This window comes from Thalassolituus sp. UBA6592 (assembly GCF_002433655.1).
Classification (GTDB): Bacteria; Pseudomonadota; Gammaproteobacteria; order Pseudomonadales; family Oceanobacteraceae; genus Venatoribacter.
In genome coordinates, this window is the sequence record NZ_DJIO01000146.1 from 26,032 (window position 1) to 39,607 (window position 13,576).

The window sequence follows — 13,576 nt, forward strand, 5'->3', positions numbered from 1 at the left end:
TTTCATGGTATCTGTTGTCTGACCCGGATACACTCTCAGTTCATATAACCCGCCCCGGAACAAGGTACGATGGCAGAGCAAAGCGAACGCGCCCGGACAAAACTGCACAGTCTTAACGCAGCTCTTGAGAGCGGCGCGATGACGCAGGTCCGCCGTATCCTGAACTCGGGTCTGGCGCCGGTTGATATTGCCCACCTGATTGAATCCTCACCGCCTAAGGCGCGTAAGATTCTGTGGGAGATGGTCGACAAGGAACTGGAAGGTGAAGTACTGCAGAATCTGAGTGAAGAGCTGCAGGGTCACTTCCTGAGCGATATGAGCGCCGAAGAAGTCGCCGATATCGCCTCCGAGCTCGACACCGATGACGTCGCCGATATGCTGCAGGCGCTGCCGGAACGTGTGACCCAGGAAGTTCTGGAGTCCATGGACCAGCAGGACCGGGATCGCCTCGAGTCAGTACTGGGTTATGCCGAGGACAGTGCCGGTGGTCTGATGAACACCGACACCATCACCATCCGTCCGGACATCACTCTGGATGTGGTGCTGCGCTATCTGCGCCGCCACAAATCCCTGCCCGCCATGACGGATAACCTGCTGGTCGTCAGCCGTAACAACGAATTTATCGGTACCCTGGCCATCAGCAAACTGCTGGTCAGTGACCCGCATCAGACCGTGCGGGAAGTGATGAGTACAGACGCCAAAATCATTCCTGCCACCATGCATGACAGCGACGTTGCCAAACTGTTCGAGCGCCACGATCTGGTATCCGCTCCGGTTGTCGACGACGATGGCGTGCTGGTTGGCCGGATCACCATCGATGACGTGGTTGACGTTATCCGCGAAACTGCGGACCACTCACTGATGAGTATGGCCGGTCTGGACGACGAAGAAGACACCTTCGCTCCGGCCCTGAAAACCAGTCGCCGCCGTGCGGTATGGCTGGGTATTAACCTGCTGACCGCGCTGGCAGCCTCCGCCGTGATCGGCATGTTCGACGAAACCATCGAAAAAGTTGTCGCACTGGCTGTACTGATGCCGATTGTTGCCAGTATGGGCGGTATTGCCGGCAGTCAGGTACTGACCCTGGTGATCCGTGGCCAGGCACTGGGACACCTCAGCGGCAGTAACTTCCGCTGGCTGTTTAACCGGGAAATCATTGTCGCCGCCATCAATGGTGTGCTGTGGGCGGTGGTTATCGCCATCATCACCTTTGTCTGGTTCAGGGACCCGCAGATCGCCCTGATCATTGCCGCCGCCATTGTCATCAACCTGCTGGTTGCCGCTGTGGCCGGCGCTGGCCTGCCTCTGCTGCTGAAAGCACGGGGAATTGATCCTGCCCTTGCTGGCAGCGTGGTTCTGACTACCGTCACAGATGTGGTAGGATTCCTCTCCTTCCTCGGGTTAGCGACCCTGTTCTATCTGTGAACCGAATACCAAATACTATGAAAGATGATCAATACGAAGACGACGACATCGAATATGTCAGTAAGTCTGAACTGAAACGTGATGCTGAACGCCTGAAAGTCATGGGCAAAGAGCTGAGCGAAATGACACCGGCCAAATGGGCTGAGCTGCCGATTTCAGAGAATCTGCGCAGCGCCCTGAAAGAAAGCCAGCGTCTGAAGCAGAATGAAGCCAAACGCCGTCACCTGCAGTACATTGGCAAGCTGATGCGCGAAGAAGATGTCGATGCCATTCAACATGCGCTGGATCTGATGGACCCGTCGAGCGAAGTCTTTGGTCGCCTGATCCGTCAGCAGGAAATGTGGCGTACCCGCCTGATTAACGACAACAACGGCCTCAATGACTTTATTGAGGAATATCCGCATGTTGATCGCCAGCAACTGCGCAACCTGGTACGTAACGCCAGTAAAGAAATGAGCAGTGAACCGCCAAAACCTGGCAGTAACTACAAGAAGCTGTTTCAGCTGATCCGCGAAGTCATGGCTGACTGAGCGCCACGGCGCCCGCAGCCCCACTTCTGCACATCACTCCGCTGTATTTAACGCCACGTGATTCAGCGGCATAGCCCGGCGGATTTCCTGCAATCGCTGCAGATCAATATCCGCCAGGCTGACACCGGGTTCTTCGCCCGCCATGGTCAGCACTTTTCCCCAGGGATCGATGACGCAGGAATGTCCCCAGGTCTGGCGCTTGTCATCGTGCCAGCCACACTGGTCTGCAGCAACGATATAGCACTGATTCTCCACCGCCCGGGCAGTCAGCAGCGTCTGCCAGTGCACCTGACCGGTTTTATGGGTGAACGCCGCAGGCACCAGCAGGACTTCTGCACCGGCCGCGGTTAATGCCTGATACTGTTCCGGGAAACGCACGTCAAAGCAGATACTCAACCCCAGCTTGCCCACCGGACTGTCGATAACCACCAGCTCATTGCCCGGCGCAAAGCGTCTGGATTCTTTATAGCTGCCCTGAGTGTCGCCCACATCCACATCAAACAAATGAATTTTATCGTAGCGCGCAACCTGATGACCGCGATGGTCGAACACCAGACACGCAGAACGCACCCGCGGATCTCCGTCAGGGGAATTCTGCGGCACCGCACCGGCCACCAGCCAGATACCAAATTCACGCGCCCACTGCGATAACTGTTTCACCCAGCCATCATCGTCGGCCAGAGCCTGAAACTGGCTGCCGTCGAGGGTCAGAAACATCTCGGGTAACAGCACCAGCTGCGCTCCGCATTCTGCAGCTTCACGCACCATCAACCGGGCTTCACCCATGTTGTAAAGCACATCGGCCTGACTGTTCATCTGTACTACGGCTACCTGACTCATTCGTCATCGTCCTCCATCAGATTAAAGACATCCAGAACACTCATTACCCGGCGCCAGATACCGCGCTTCTCTTTTTTGCCGTCAATGGTATTGTTGAAGGCTTTATCAATTTTCAGATCCGGCTGCTGCCAGGTACCGGTAAGGTTATAGCGGGCGCTGGTGAAGCGCGCCAGTTCATCACCGATCAGCTTTTCCGTGACATAGATGGAGGCCGCCACCGGCGGTGCCAGACCCGCCAGCAACGCCACAATCGGCAATGTGCTGGAGACCGGGAAGGTAACTACCATCTTCATATCCAGGGTTTCATCCACCAGATTGGTACTGCCTGAGGTCAGAAAAGTACCGCCGGTACCGTCCATACTCAGAGGCTCGGTCAGCGTCAGCAGACCATTTTCAATTTTGGCTTTGCCGCGGAAAACGTCAAACGCCACGCCCTCCTGATAGATATCAGAGAAATCGAGCATCAGACGGCGGGAAATGGCATTGAAGTTAAGGGCACCGAAGGCTTTCAGCGCACCGGTGCCTTCTGCCGCCATGCTGCCATTGCGGATGCGCAGGCTGGCCAGGCCATTCAGTGTCGGCGTATTGAACGCCATGGGTGAACCGTCCCAGCTCATCTGCAGCGAGGCATTCATATCATTGCCTTCGATCACCGCCTCCTGACGGAAGGCGCGCTGTATTGCACCCAGATCCTTACTGGTCAGGTTGAGCACATCCAGCCGGGTTTTATGGCCATCCGCTGTGTGATCCCAATACACGTCACCTTTTACTTTCAGCCCCTTGGTATCACTGTCGATGACATGAAAGACGGTGCCTTTGTCCTGAGGTCTGGCTTCCAGCTGCCAGCGCCCGAAGTTACGGGTGCCAATGTAGAGCTCCGTCAGAACCATGTTAAATGCCGGAATATCCGCCGGCATCATATCCTGCAGCGGATCTTCCGGACTGAAATCTGCCTGGGATGACGTTCCGCCTTCAGCTGCGCGCTGTTCATCATCCAGCTCCGCCAGCGACTGTGGTTCCTCAGCTTGCGGTGGGAAATGGATGTAATCGAGGTTCAGATCAATCGGACTGTTGTCCGGATAAAGAGTGGCCTTACCTTTGATCAGCTCGCTGTTGAAATCGAAGGTCCACTCGTTCCAGCGCTGATTGGCAATAACCGTCGCCGGGCCGGAGGGCGTTCCCCACAGATTAACGTCATCAAGTGCAATATTGATCATTCGCACCGGCCCGGACTGAGCAGCAGCATGCTTAGCCGTACCTGTGGAGGCCGTTGCGCCATTCAGCGTCTGACGACGTTGCGCAGCCTGCTGTTTTTCTTCCGCGTCCAGCAGCGCCATCATGTGCTGCCAGGTTTCCCACCAGACATCGGCCTGCAGGGTTTCACTGATGCTGCCGCGGATTTCCAGACCTTTGTCGCTGGGCAGGAAAGGTTCGGTATCACCGAGATAAACCTGCCCGCGGTTCAGCCCTTCATCATCCAGTGCCAGCGCCGCTCTCACCCGGTCGTCATACACCAGATTAATGCGGGTTTCGCGTCCGGGCTGCACTTCCACCGCCAGCTGGCGCTCTTCATCCGCCGCCTTACCGTAGGGGTAAGGCAGGTCGATCACGGTATCTTTAAGAGGCGTATTCAGCAGGAATGTGAGGTTATCACCGCCAATAGCCAGATCCGCGCTGTAATTCATCCGCCCACTGACCGGATCGAGCAGCACTGTCGGCAACCATTCGCGCACTTCGGCAATGCCCGCATCACCATCGGCATGCAGCTGAATATCAAAACCCTCTCCGCGTTTCAGCGAAGCAATCCTGCCATTAAACGCACCGCCAAAGGTCTTGCCGTTTAACGCATCGGCGTTCAGCCCGTCGGCGCTGGTGTAATTAAGCCGCCCATTGATATCACTGAACGCGAGGTTCAGATCCGGCAGTGTGAGCTGTGTGTCTTTGATATCGGCCTGCAGGCGGATGTCGGGCAGCGCAGCCTCCTCTCCCAACGGCATCTTCAGCTGTAACGCTGCATCCACCGGGCCGTCGGCCTGCCAGCTGTCGAGCTGGTTATTCACCAGCGACTGCAGCGGTGTTGCCGTGAAATACTGAATGGCTTCGCCGGCATCGCCCTGCAGATGGGCCCGCACATCCAGTAAAGAGTGTCCGTCGCGTCCGGGAGTGATGGTCACACGACCACTGCGGTTAACCAGAGTACCGCCAAGCGTGCGCCCCTGATCAATATGCACGTCCAGCTCCGGAGCGCGTAGCAGCAGACGCCCGGAAAGCTCCTCTGCCGCCGGCCAGTCCGCCAGATATTTCACCCGCGCATCGCTGAAATTGAGATACAGCTGGGCGGAATCCGTGTTGGCAATATGCTCATCGTGCAGAGGACGGCGCATGACGAAAGCAGCATCAGTGAAGTGTCCGTCGGTGACGCTGTCATCAATCCAGCTGCGGATGCCATCGTTCAGCAGCGCTGGCACCAGCTGATGACGCAGCGAGGCCTCGGCCTTTGGCATCCCCACCATCAGATTGATGGCTGATTCTTTGTTGCTGCCAATACGCGGCAGAGTTAAGCCAAGTTCAACCGCCACCGGCCAGATGCCGGGATCGTCTTCGGTACCGGAAAGATAGCCGTTCAGACCATTAACCTGCAGACGGGCATAATCCGGCTCCACTGACCAGAAAAAACTGCCGTGGGCCTGCTTAAGATCCCAGGCATTGTCGTAAATACCGCTGAGCAGCATACGGAAATCTTCACTGTCGACATCCAGACGGCCACCGTGTGGCTGCAGCTGCACCTTGCCTGAGATATCCTCAAAGGCCGGAATACCGCTGTAGGCGTCGGTGCTGACCTCATGCAGGTTCGCTTTAACATCCATTTTCCACGGCGTGCCGGGGATTGCCGACAGATGCACAGCACTGGCCTGGCCACGGGCGTTGATGTTACTGATATAACGATCAAACGGTGCCGGCAGCAGACTGTGGCGGCTGAGGAAGTCGGTTGCTTCGGCAATATCCGCCTGTGGGATACCCACCTGCCAGCCCTTGTAAATCAGGCCGGTGGAGGCTTTCAGCGCAATAGAACTGAGACTGAAATCATTGAAAGGTAGGGTCTGATCAAAGTGCGGGCGCACCTGCAGGTGCCAGTCCTCACCATTGTGTTTACCCGCCACCCGCAATGTGCCATTGCTCAGGGCAATTGGCTCAGCTTTAGTCGCGATGGTCAGCTGGGGAATATCGGCATTCAGGTACAGAGAGCTTAAGTCGCCATCACTGACCGTAAGCCAGGCTTCTGCGCCGGCGCTGAAGTTATCCACTTTCAGACCAGACGGCAGATTATCCGGAATAAAACGGCTCCATTCCTGCGACTGTACGTCGAGATAAACTTCGCCATGTTGTTTGTTCCAGGGCCACAGATCACCCTGCATGGAGGCCATGGCGCGGATACTGGCCACCTGCTCGCGCCCCCATTCAATATGGCTGTCGAATTCGTGATTGGGTCCCTGATTGCGCAGCGCCAGACGTTCAACGTTGAGCACTTCGCGGGTCTGATCCGGATCAAATGCCACCAGCTGCCAGTCGGTCAGTTCAATGGATTTCTGCAGCTGCAGCCAGCGCAGCCACAGCGGCTGTTCATCACGCCCGGCGGAGGAGCGGCTTTTATCCGGCTGAGCCGGTTGCTCAGCGGGTTTATGGGCAGCCAGATCCAGCGCCCACTGACTGCCAATACGCCAGTCCGGGCCGCCCAGATGGTGCACCTCGGAAGCCACGCCATTGATGATGATGTGCTGAAAGACCGGCAAGCGATAAAACAGACTGGCGCTGACATCCAGTTCGGCCTGCACACTGCGTACGGAAATGCCGTCGCCCGCCGGGCCGAACTGAATGTCGCGGATCTCAACGTTGGGGGATAAGCGGTTCCAGCCACCTTTTAACTGGCCGATATACACCGGCTGGCCGAGCGCTGCTGACAGCTGCTGCTCCAGATCCGCACGGTAGGTTTCCACCAGCGGAATCAGCTGACGGCCAAGACTGGTATAAAGAGCAAGCGCTACCGCGGCCACCACCAGGGTGACCCAGATCTGAGTCCACAGCGCGCGCAACCAAAGCATAAGCGGCCTATTGAAGAATGATGTCGTACTGGTCCTGAGCGTAAAGCGCTTCGACCTGCAGTTTGATCGCTTTACCGATAAAGGCTTCGAGGTCAGCAAGACCCTGACTGTCTTCATCCAGCAGTCTATCCACTACCGCCTGGCTGGCCAGCACCAGATAGTTACCGGCACCGTAGGCGCGGTCCTCACGCAGGATTTCGCGGAACAGCTCGTAGCAGATGGTTTCTGCTGTTTTCACCGAACCGCGTCCTTCGCAATGCGGACAAGGTTCCATCAGCATCTGTTCCAGACTTTCGCGTGTGCGCTTACGCGTCATCTCCACCAGCCCCAGCTCAGAGACGCCACTGATCTTGGTTTTGGCGTGATCTTTTTCCAGCACTTTTTCCAGCATACGCAGAACCTGACGCTGATGTTCCACTTCTGCCATATCGATGAAATCGAGGATGATTATGCCGCCCAGATTACGCAATCGCAGCTGGCGACCAATGGCAGTAGCCGCTTCAAGATTGGTTTTAAAGATGGTTTCTTCGAGATTACGGCGACCAACAAAACCACCGGTGTTCACGTCAATGGTGGTCATGGCTTCGGTCTGATCAATCACCAGATAGCCGCCGGATTTCAGCTGCACTTTGCGCTCCAGCGCACGCTGAATTTCGTCCTCGACGCTGTACAGTTCAAACAGCGGTCGCGGACCCGGGTAATAACCTATGCTGTCGGCAACTTCCGGCACATACTGCTGCACGAACTGCTCGATTTTCTGAAAGGTCTCACGCGAGTCGATAAAAATCTTACTGACTTCCGGGCGCGCATAATCGCGCAGAGTACGCAGCGACAGCGGCAACTCGTCATAGACCAGACTCGGGGCTTTATTGTCTTTGATGCGCTCTTCCAGCTTGCGCCACAGACGGCGCAGATAGCGGGTATCGGCGAGAATTTCCTCTTCGCCAACGCCTTCGGCAGCGGTACGCAGAATAAAGCCGGCTTCACCGGTCAGGCCCTCACCTTCCATGCAGGCATGCACCAGATCTTTCAGGCGGTCGCGCTCGCCGCCTTCTTCGATACGCTGCGACACGCCGACATGATCCGCCCCCGGCATATACACCAGATAGCGGGAAGGGATGGATAGCTGAGTCGTCAGACGCGCACCTTTGGTGCCGATCGGGTCTTTGGTGACCTGCACGATCAGCGCCTGACCTTCATGTACCAGCTGGGTAATCGGAGTATTGCTGTCGCCCTTGCCGATTTCAGCAGCGTGAATAAACGCCGCGCGTTCCAGACCAATATCGACGAAAGCGGCCTGCATACCAGGCAATACGCGCACGACCTTGCCTTTATAAATATTGCCCACCAGACCACGATGATTGGTGCGCTCAATAAATATTTCCTGCAGGACACCGTTTTCAACGATGGCCACCCGGGTTTCCGTCGGGGTGACATTCATCAGAATTTCTGCGTTCACGTTCATTCCTTATTCCAGATACTGATACCGGCCTGCGCAAGCAGTGCGGCCGTTTCTGTCAGCGGCAGGCCCACCACATTGCTGTAGCTGCCTTCGATACCGGCCACCAGCACGGCTCCCAGCCCCTGAATACCATAGGCACCGGCTTTATCTGCCGGCTCGCCTGTGGCGACGTAATCATTAATTTGCTGCTCAGTCAGCGCACAGAAGCGCACCCGGGTAATCACCGTCAGTACACGCTCTGCATCAGCACCCACCAGCGCTACTGCCGTCATCACCTGATGTTCACGGCCGGACAACGAACTGAGCATGCTGCGGGCATCCTCATCATCAACGGGTTTACCGAGAATGTGCCCTGCCAGAACCACACTGGTATCTGAGCCAAGTACTGAATCGTCCGGATAACGCTGTGCCAGTACTCTGGCCTTCTCCAGCGCCATACGTTCAACATACTGTTGTGGATCTTCCCCGGCTATCGGCGTTTCGTCGATATCAGCAGCTTCGCAGCGGAACTGCACGCCAATCTGTTGCAGCAGTTCACGACGGCGTGGCGACGCCGAAGCAAGAATCATCATTTCAGGTTAAGCCTTACTTTCACGAAGTGGCCCAGTGCATAGACCCATGGCCACAGCAGCGCGGAAGTCAGCGCCGGTGTCCACAGGGTAACCGGTGTCACCTGATCGCTGACCACAGCACTGCTCCAGTAAATCAGCAGCTGTTGCACGCCGATGAGCAGGAAGACCACACCGGTCTGCTGCAGAAAATTGAACATCATCATGCGGCGGTACAGCACCTGCAGCACGAAAATATGAACTGCCATGGTCAGAATATGAGTACCGATCAGCGTATCGTGTTCCACGTCCAGCATCAGGCCCAGAGGCAATGCCAGCCAGATACCAAAGGTCGAAGGCGCATTCAGAACCAGCAGAGTCACCACCAGCAGTACCCAGCTGGGCTGCAGCCAGAGCAGAATATCCGGCATCGGCATGTGTTCCATGACGAATGCCAGAAAGAGAGTCACCAGAGCAAGAATAACAGCACGGATATCCATGATTATTGCTCCGACCAGAGTTCAGAGGGCGGCACTTTGCCGGCAGCTTTGGAGAACACCAGCAGCAGATGGCGACTGCGGTCCAGCTGCGCACTTGGTGCGGCTTTTACTGCGGCAAAAGATTTACCGGGAATATTTTCAACGCTGGTCACCGTCGCAACCGGATAGCCACGCGGATAACGACCGCCAAGACCGGAGCTGACCAGCAGGTCACCCTGTTTGATATCTGCGGTGTTGGGCACGTAAATCAGCTCAAGTTCGTCCAGAGAACCAGTTCCCACGGCAATGGCGCGCACCCCGTTGCGGTTTACCTGCACCGGAATCGCATGGTTGGAGTCGGCAATCATAAGAACACGGGAGCTGTACGGCATAACATCAATGATCTGCCCCAGCAGACCATGGGCATCAAGTACTGGCTGGCCGATAAAGGCACCATCTTCGCCGCCCTTGTTGATCAGAATCTGTTGGCTGAAAGGGTCCGGGTCCACGGCAATTACAGAGGTGACCAGTACGCGGTCATCGACCTGTTCAGAGGCGCTCAGCAACTCCCGCAGTTCCGAGTTTTCCGCTTCTAGCGACGCCAGTCGCTGAGAGCGCAGCTCGAGCACCAGATTGCGCGCCGCCAGCTGTTTATTTTCCGCCATCAGTTCCTGGCGGGTGGAAGAGGATTCGCTGAACCATTCACTGACGGCAGCAGGCACCACAGCGATCTGCTGCGGCAAAGCCAGAAGGTAACCGGTAACATAACGAACGGGTTGGCCCCAGGGAGTGATACTGTCCATCCACATCAGAGCCAGAGAGAGCACCACTATGCCCACGACCCGTTGCCGCTGGTAGGGCGACACCTGAAACTGCGACTTAATAACCTGCTCCCGCCGAAACAATCACAAAGCGCTTACTATACCGTCTGCCCCCTGCTGTCACCAGTAAAGAGGGCGTAAAGGCACAGTCGCGAGAAAGATATACCAGAATAAAAAAACGGAGCCGGAGCTCCGTTTTTCGGTATCAGAAGGTCATTCCTGACCCAGGACTTCCAGCTGAGATTCGCTGGCCGTTTCCAGGAAGCGGCCACCACCACGCGCCACACAGGTCAGCGGGTCTTCAGCAACGATCACCGGCAGGCCGGTTTCTTCGCTCAGCAGTTTGTCGAGATCACGCAGCAGCGCGCCACCACCGGTCAGCACCATACCGCGTTCAGCAACGTCGGACGCCAGTTCTGGCGGAGATTGCTCCAGAGCGCCTTTCACCGCCTGAACGATCTGCGCCAGGGATTCCTGCAGAGCTTCCAGAATCTCGTTTGAGTTCAGGGTAAAGCTGCGCGGAATACCTTCAGCCAGGTTACGGCCACGAACGTCGATTTCACGGACTTCTCCGCCCGGATAAGCGGTACCGATTTCCTGTTTGATGCGTTCAGCCGTCGCTTCACCGATCAGGCTGCCATAGTTGCGGCGGATGTAGGAAACGATGGCTTCGTCGAAACGGTCACCACCTACCTTCACAGACTCCGCATAAACTACGCCACTCAGGGAAATGATGGCGATTTCAGTGGTACCACCACCGATGTCCACCACCATTGAACCACGCGCTTCATCCACCGGCAGACCAGCACCGATCGCTGCGGCCATAGGTTCATGAATCAGATAGGCTTTGCTGGCACCGGCACCCAGAACAGAATCAACAATGGCGCGGCGCTCAACTTTGGTGGCCTGATAAGGAACACACACCACTACGCGCGGGCTTGGTGGCAGGAAGCTGGTTTCGTGTACTTTTTTGATGAAGTACTGCAGCATTTTTTCAGTCACTTCAAAGTCAGCGATAACACCGTCTTTCATTGGACGGATTGCCTGAATGTTGCCCGGAGTACGCCCTAACATACGCTTAGCTTCAGTACCTACCGCTGCAACACTTTTCTGATGACCCTGCAGGCGGATCGCCACTACCGATGGCTCGTTCAGTACGATTCCCTTGTCACGCATATAAATCAGGGTATTGGCTGTTCCCAGGTCGATTGATAAATCGCTGGAAAACATGCCGCGTATCTTTTTAAACATCCAGATGATTCCTGTTAACAGGTAGCAAAAATTGTTGGTAACTCTAGCAATGGTGGGGATTTAGAGCAAGGCGCATTTATGCTACGCTCGGCCCCCACCGTAATCTATTTCCACTGATCTCATTATACTGGAGTAAGCACATGGCTCTGGACCAGCAACAGGTTCGTGACATTGCCGAACTGGCCCGTCTGCAACTGGACGATGACCAGATCGCCGAATACCAGAAAAACCTCAGCAATATTCTTGACCTGGTTGATCAACTTTCTGCCGTTGATACCAGTTCTGTTGAGCCGATGGCACACCCGCTGGACGCTGTTCAGCGACTGCGTGCTGATGTCGTCACCGAAGAAAATCAGCGCGAACACTTTCAGCAGTGTGCACCTCAGACTGAACAGGGCTATTACCTGGTACCGCGCGTCGTTGAATAGCAGTTGAATAAAACACGCCACCAGAATCAGGCAATAAATTGCTGAAGACTCTGCAACATACCACGGGCCAGACCGGTTATCCGGGGCAGCAATCACAGAATGAATACTGTGACAGTTTCGCCAAAGCGTCAGTGGACAACGCCTTATCAGCAGTACTCATTGTTAACAGCGCAGGCCGAAAACGGCCGGTAAGAGCAGAAGCCCGGAGAAAAGTTCCGGCAACAAGGAAACATTATGCACAACAAAACCATTGCTGAGATTGCCCGCGATCTCGCAGCCGGTGAATACAGCAGTGTTGAAATCACCAGCGAACTGCTGAACCGTGTAAAACAGCTGGACGGTGACATCAACAGTTTCATCACCGTCACCGAAGAGCAGGCACTGGCACAGGCCAAAGCCGCTGACGAACGCCGCGCGGCCGGTAACGCCGAAGTCTGGACCGGCATCCCGATGGCCCATAAAGACATTTTCTGCACCAACGGTGTGGTCACCAGCTGCGGCTCAAAAATGCTGAGTAATTTTGCCGCACCTTACGACGCCACCGTGGTCGATAACTTCAATAAAGCCGGTGCAGTTTCTCTGGGTAAGCTGAACATGGACGAATTCGCCATGGGTTCATCCAACGAGAGCTCTTTTTACGGCGCGGTCGCCAACCCGTGGAATAAAGAACACGTGCCTGGTGGTTCGTCCGGTGGTTCCGCTGCTGCGGTTGCCGCAGGTTTCGTACCCGGCGCTACCGCCACCGATACCGGTGGTTCAATCCGCCAGCCAGCAGCCTTCTGTGGTGTTACCGGTATTAAACCGACCTACGGCCGCGTGTCACGCTGGGGCATGATTGCTTATGCATCCAGTCTGGATCAGGGCGGCTGTATTACCCGTAACGCAGAAGATGCCGCCATGATGATGAACGTGATGGCCGGCTTCGATGCCAAAGATTCCACCTGTGTTGATCAGCCGGTACCGGATTACACCGCCAGCCTGAACGACAGCATCGAAGGCATGACCATCGGTCTGCCAAAAGAATATTTCAGCAGCGACCTGAGTGCAGAAATGCAGCAGGCGGTACGCGATGCTATCGCTGAATATGAAAAGCTCGGCGCCAAAGTAAAAGAAGTATCCCTGCCCAACGCCAAACTGGCGATTCCGGCTTACTACATCATCGCGCCGGCAGAATGCTCTGCCAACCTGTCGCGTATGGATGGTGTACGTTTCGGCTATCGCTGTGAAGATGCGCAGGACATCAACGATCTGTACAAACGCTCCCGTGGCGAAGGCTTTGGTAGCGAAGTGAAACAGCGGATTATGGTCGGTGCTTACGCCCTGTCTGCCGGTTTCTACGACGCTTACTACAAAAAAGCCCAGCAGGTGCGCCGCCTGATTAAAAATGACTTCACAGCGGCACTGCAGGAAGTGGATATTCTGGCTGCGCCAGTAACTCCGACGCCGGCATTTAAACGCGGTGAAAAAACCTCCGATCCGGTAGAAATGTACCTCGAAGATATTTTCACCATTTCCCTCAACCTGGCAGGTATGCCGGGCATGTCGATTCCGTGTGGCATGGTGGATAACCTGCCGGTGGGTCTGCAGCTGATCGGTGATTATTTCGCCGAAGGCCGTCTGCTCAACGCAGCACACAAATTCCAGCAGGCAACTGACTGGCATCTGAAAACACCAGCGGGCATGTGAGGAGCG

The 13,576-nt window shown here is 55.8% G+C and carries 11 protein-coding genes; 4 read left to right on the forward strand and 7 right to left on the reverse strand.

Annotated elements, in window-relative coordinates:
- Positions 1-69: 69 nt before the first annotated feature.
- Together mgtE and yjgA are read left to right on the forward strand one after the other, a co-directional pair.
- Positions 70-1,425 carry a magnesium transporter gene (mgtE, locus tag B2Z72_RS14575; RefSeq protein WP_296983577.1) on the forward strand — a complete coding sequence of 452 codons (1,356 nt, stop codon included), beginning with the start codon at positions 70-72 and terminating at the stop codon, positions 1,423-1,425.
- 17 nt (positions 1,426-1,442) lie between these two features.
- Positions 1,443-1,955: a ribosome biogenesis factor YjgA gene (gene yjgA, locus B2Z72_RS14580; RefSeq protein ID WP_296983578.1), complete on the forward strand. Its 513-nt coding sequence runs from the start codon at positions 1,443-1,445 to the stop codon at positions 1,953-1,955.
- Between the two features lie 33 nt (positions 1,956-1,988).
- On the opposite strand, the gene B2Z72_RS14585 is transcribed toward yjgA, so the two are convergent.
- The 7 genes from B2Z72_RS14585 to B2Z72_RS14615 form a co-directional block, all read right to left on the reverse strand.
- Entirely contained in the window at positions 1,989-2,795 is an 807-nt protein-coding gene (locus B2Z72_RS14585) for a carbon-nitrogen hydrolase family protein (protein ID WP_297005163.1), read from the reverse strand.
- On the reverse strand, positions 2,792-6,895 hold the full coding sequence (locus tag B2Z72_RS14590; protein ID WP_296983581.1) for a YhdP family protein: 4,104 nt from the start codon (positions 6,893-6,895) through the stop codon (positions 2,792-2,794). Before B2Z72_RS14590 ends, B2Z72_RS14585 begins: the two co-directional genes overlap by 4 nt.
- A gap of 7 nt (positions 6,896-6,902) precedes the next feature.
- Positions 6,903-8,354, reverse strand: a complete 1,452-nt coding sequence (rng, locus tag B2Z72_RS14595) for a ribonuclease G (protein WP_296983594.1) — start codon at positions 8,352-8,354, stop codon at positions 6,903-6,905.
- A gap of 2 nt (positions 8,355-8,356) precedes the next feature.
- A complete protein-coding gene (locus tag B2Z72_RS14600; protein ID WP_296983583.1) occupies positions 8,357-8,929 on the reverse strand; it encodes a Maf family protein in 573 nt (190 codons plus the stop codon).
- Entirely contained in the window at positions 8,926-9,405 is a 480-nt protein-coding gene (gene mreD, locus B2Z72_RS14605; RefSeq protein ID WP_296983584.1) for a rod shape-determining protein MreD, read from the reverse strand. The genes B2Z72_RS14600 and mreD overlap by 4 nt, the downstream gene beginning before the upstream one ends.
- A 2-nt stretch (positions 9,406-9,407) precedes the next feature.
- Complete coding sequence (gene mreC, locus B2Z72_RS14610) at positions 9,408-10,250, reverse strand: rod shape-determining protein MreC (RefSeq protein ID WP_296983585.1); 843 nt, start codon at positions 10,248-10,250, stop codon at positions 9,408-9,410.
- A gap of 168 nt (positions 10,251-10,418) precedes the next feature.
- Positions 10,419-11,456 (reverse strand): rod shape-determining protein, encoded by a 1,038-nt coding sequence (locus tag B2Z72_RS14615; RefSeq protein WP_297005166.1) that lies wholly within the window; start codon positions 11,454-11,456, stop codon positions 10,419-10,421.
- 140 nt (positions 11,457-11,596) lie between these two features.
- On the opposite strand from B2Z72_RS14615, the gene gatC reads away from it, so the two are divergent.
- A complete protein-coding gene (gene gatC / locus B2Z72_RS14620; protein ID WP_296983588.1) occupies positions 11,597-11,884 on the forward strand; it encodes an Asp-tRNA(Asn)/Glu-tRNA(Gln) amidotransferase subunit GatC in 288 nt (95 codons plus the stop codon).
- Positions 11,885-12,118: 234 nt separating this feature from the next.
- Entirely contained in the window at positions 12,119-13,570 is a 1,452-nt protein-coding gene (gene gatA / locus B2Z72_RS14625) for an Asp-tRNA(Asn)/Glu-tRNA(Gln) amidotransferase subunit GatA (protein ID WP_296983589.1), read from the forward strand.
- The last annotated feature ends 6 nt before the right edge of the window (positions 13,571-13,576 follow it).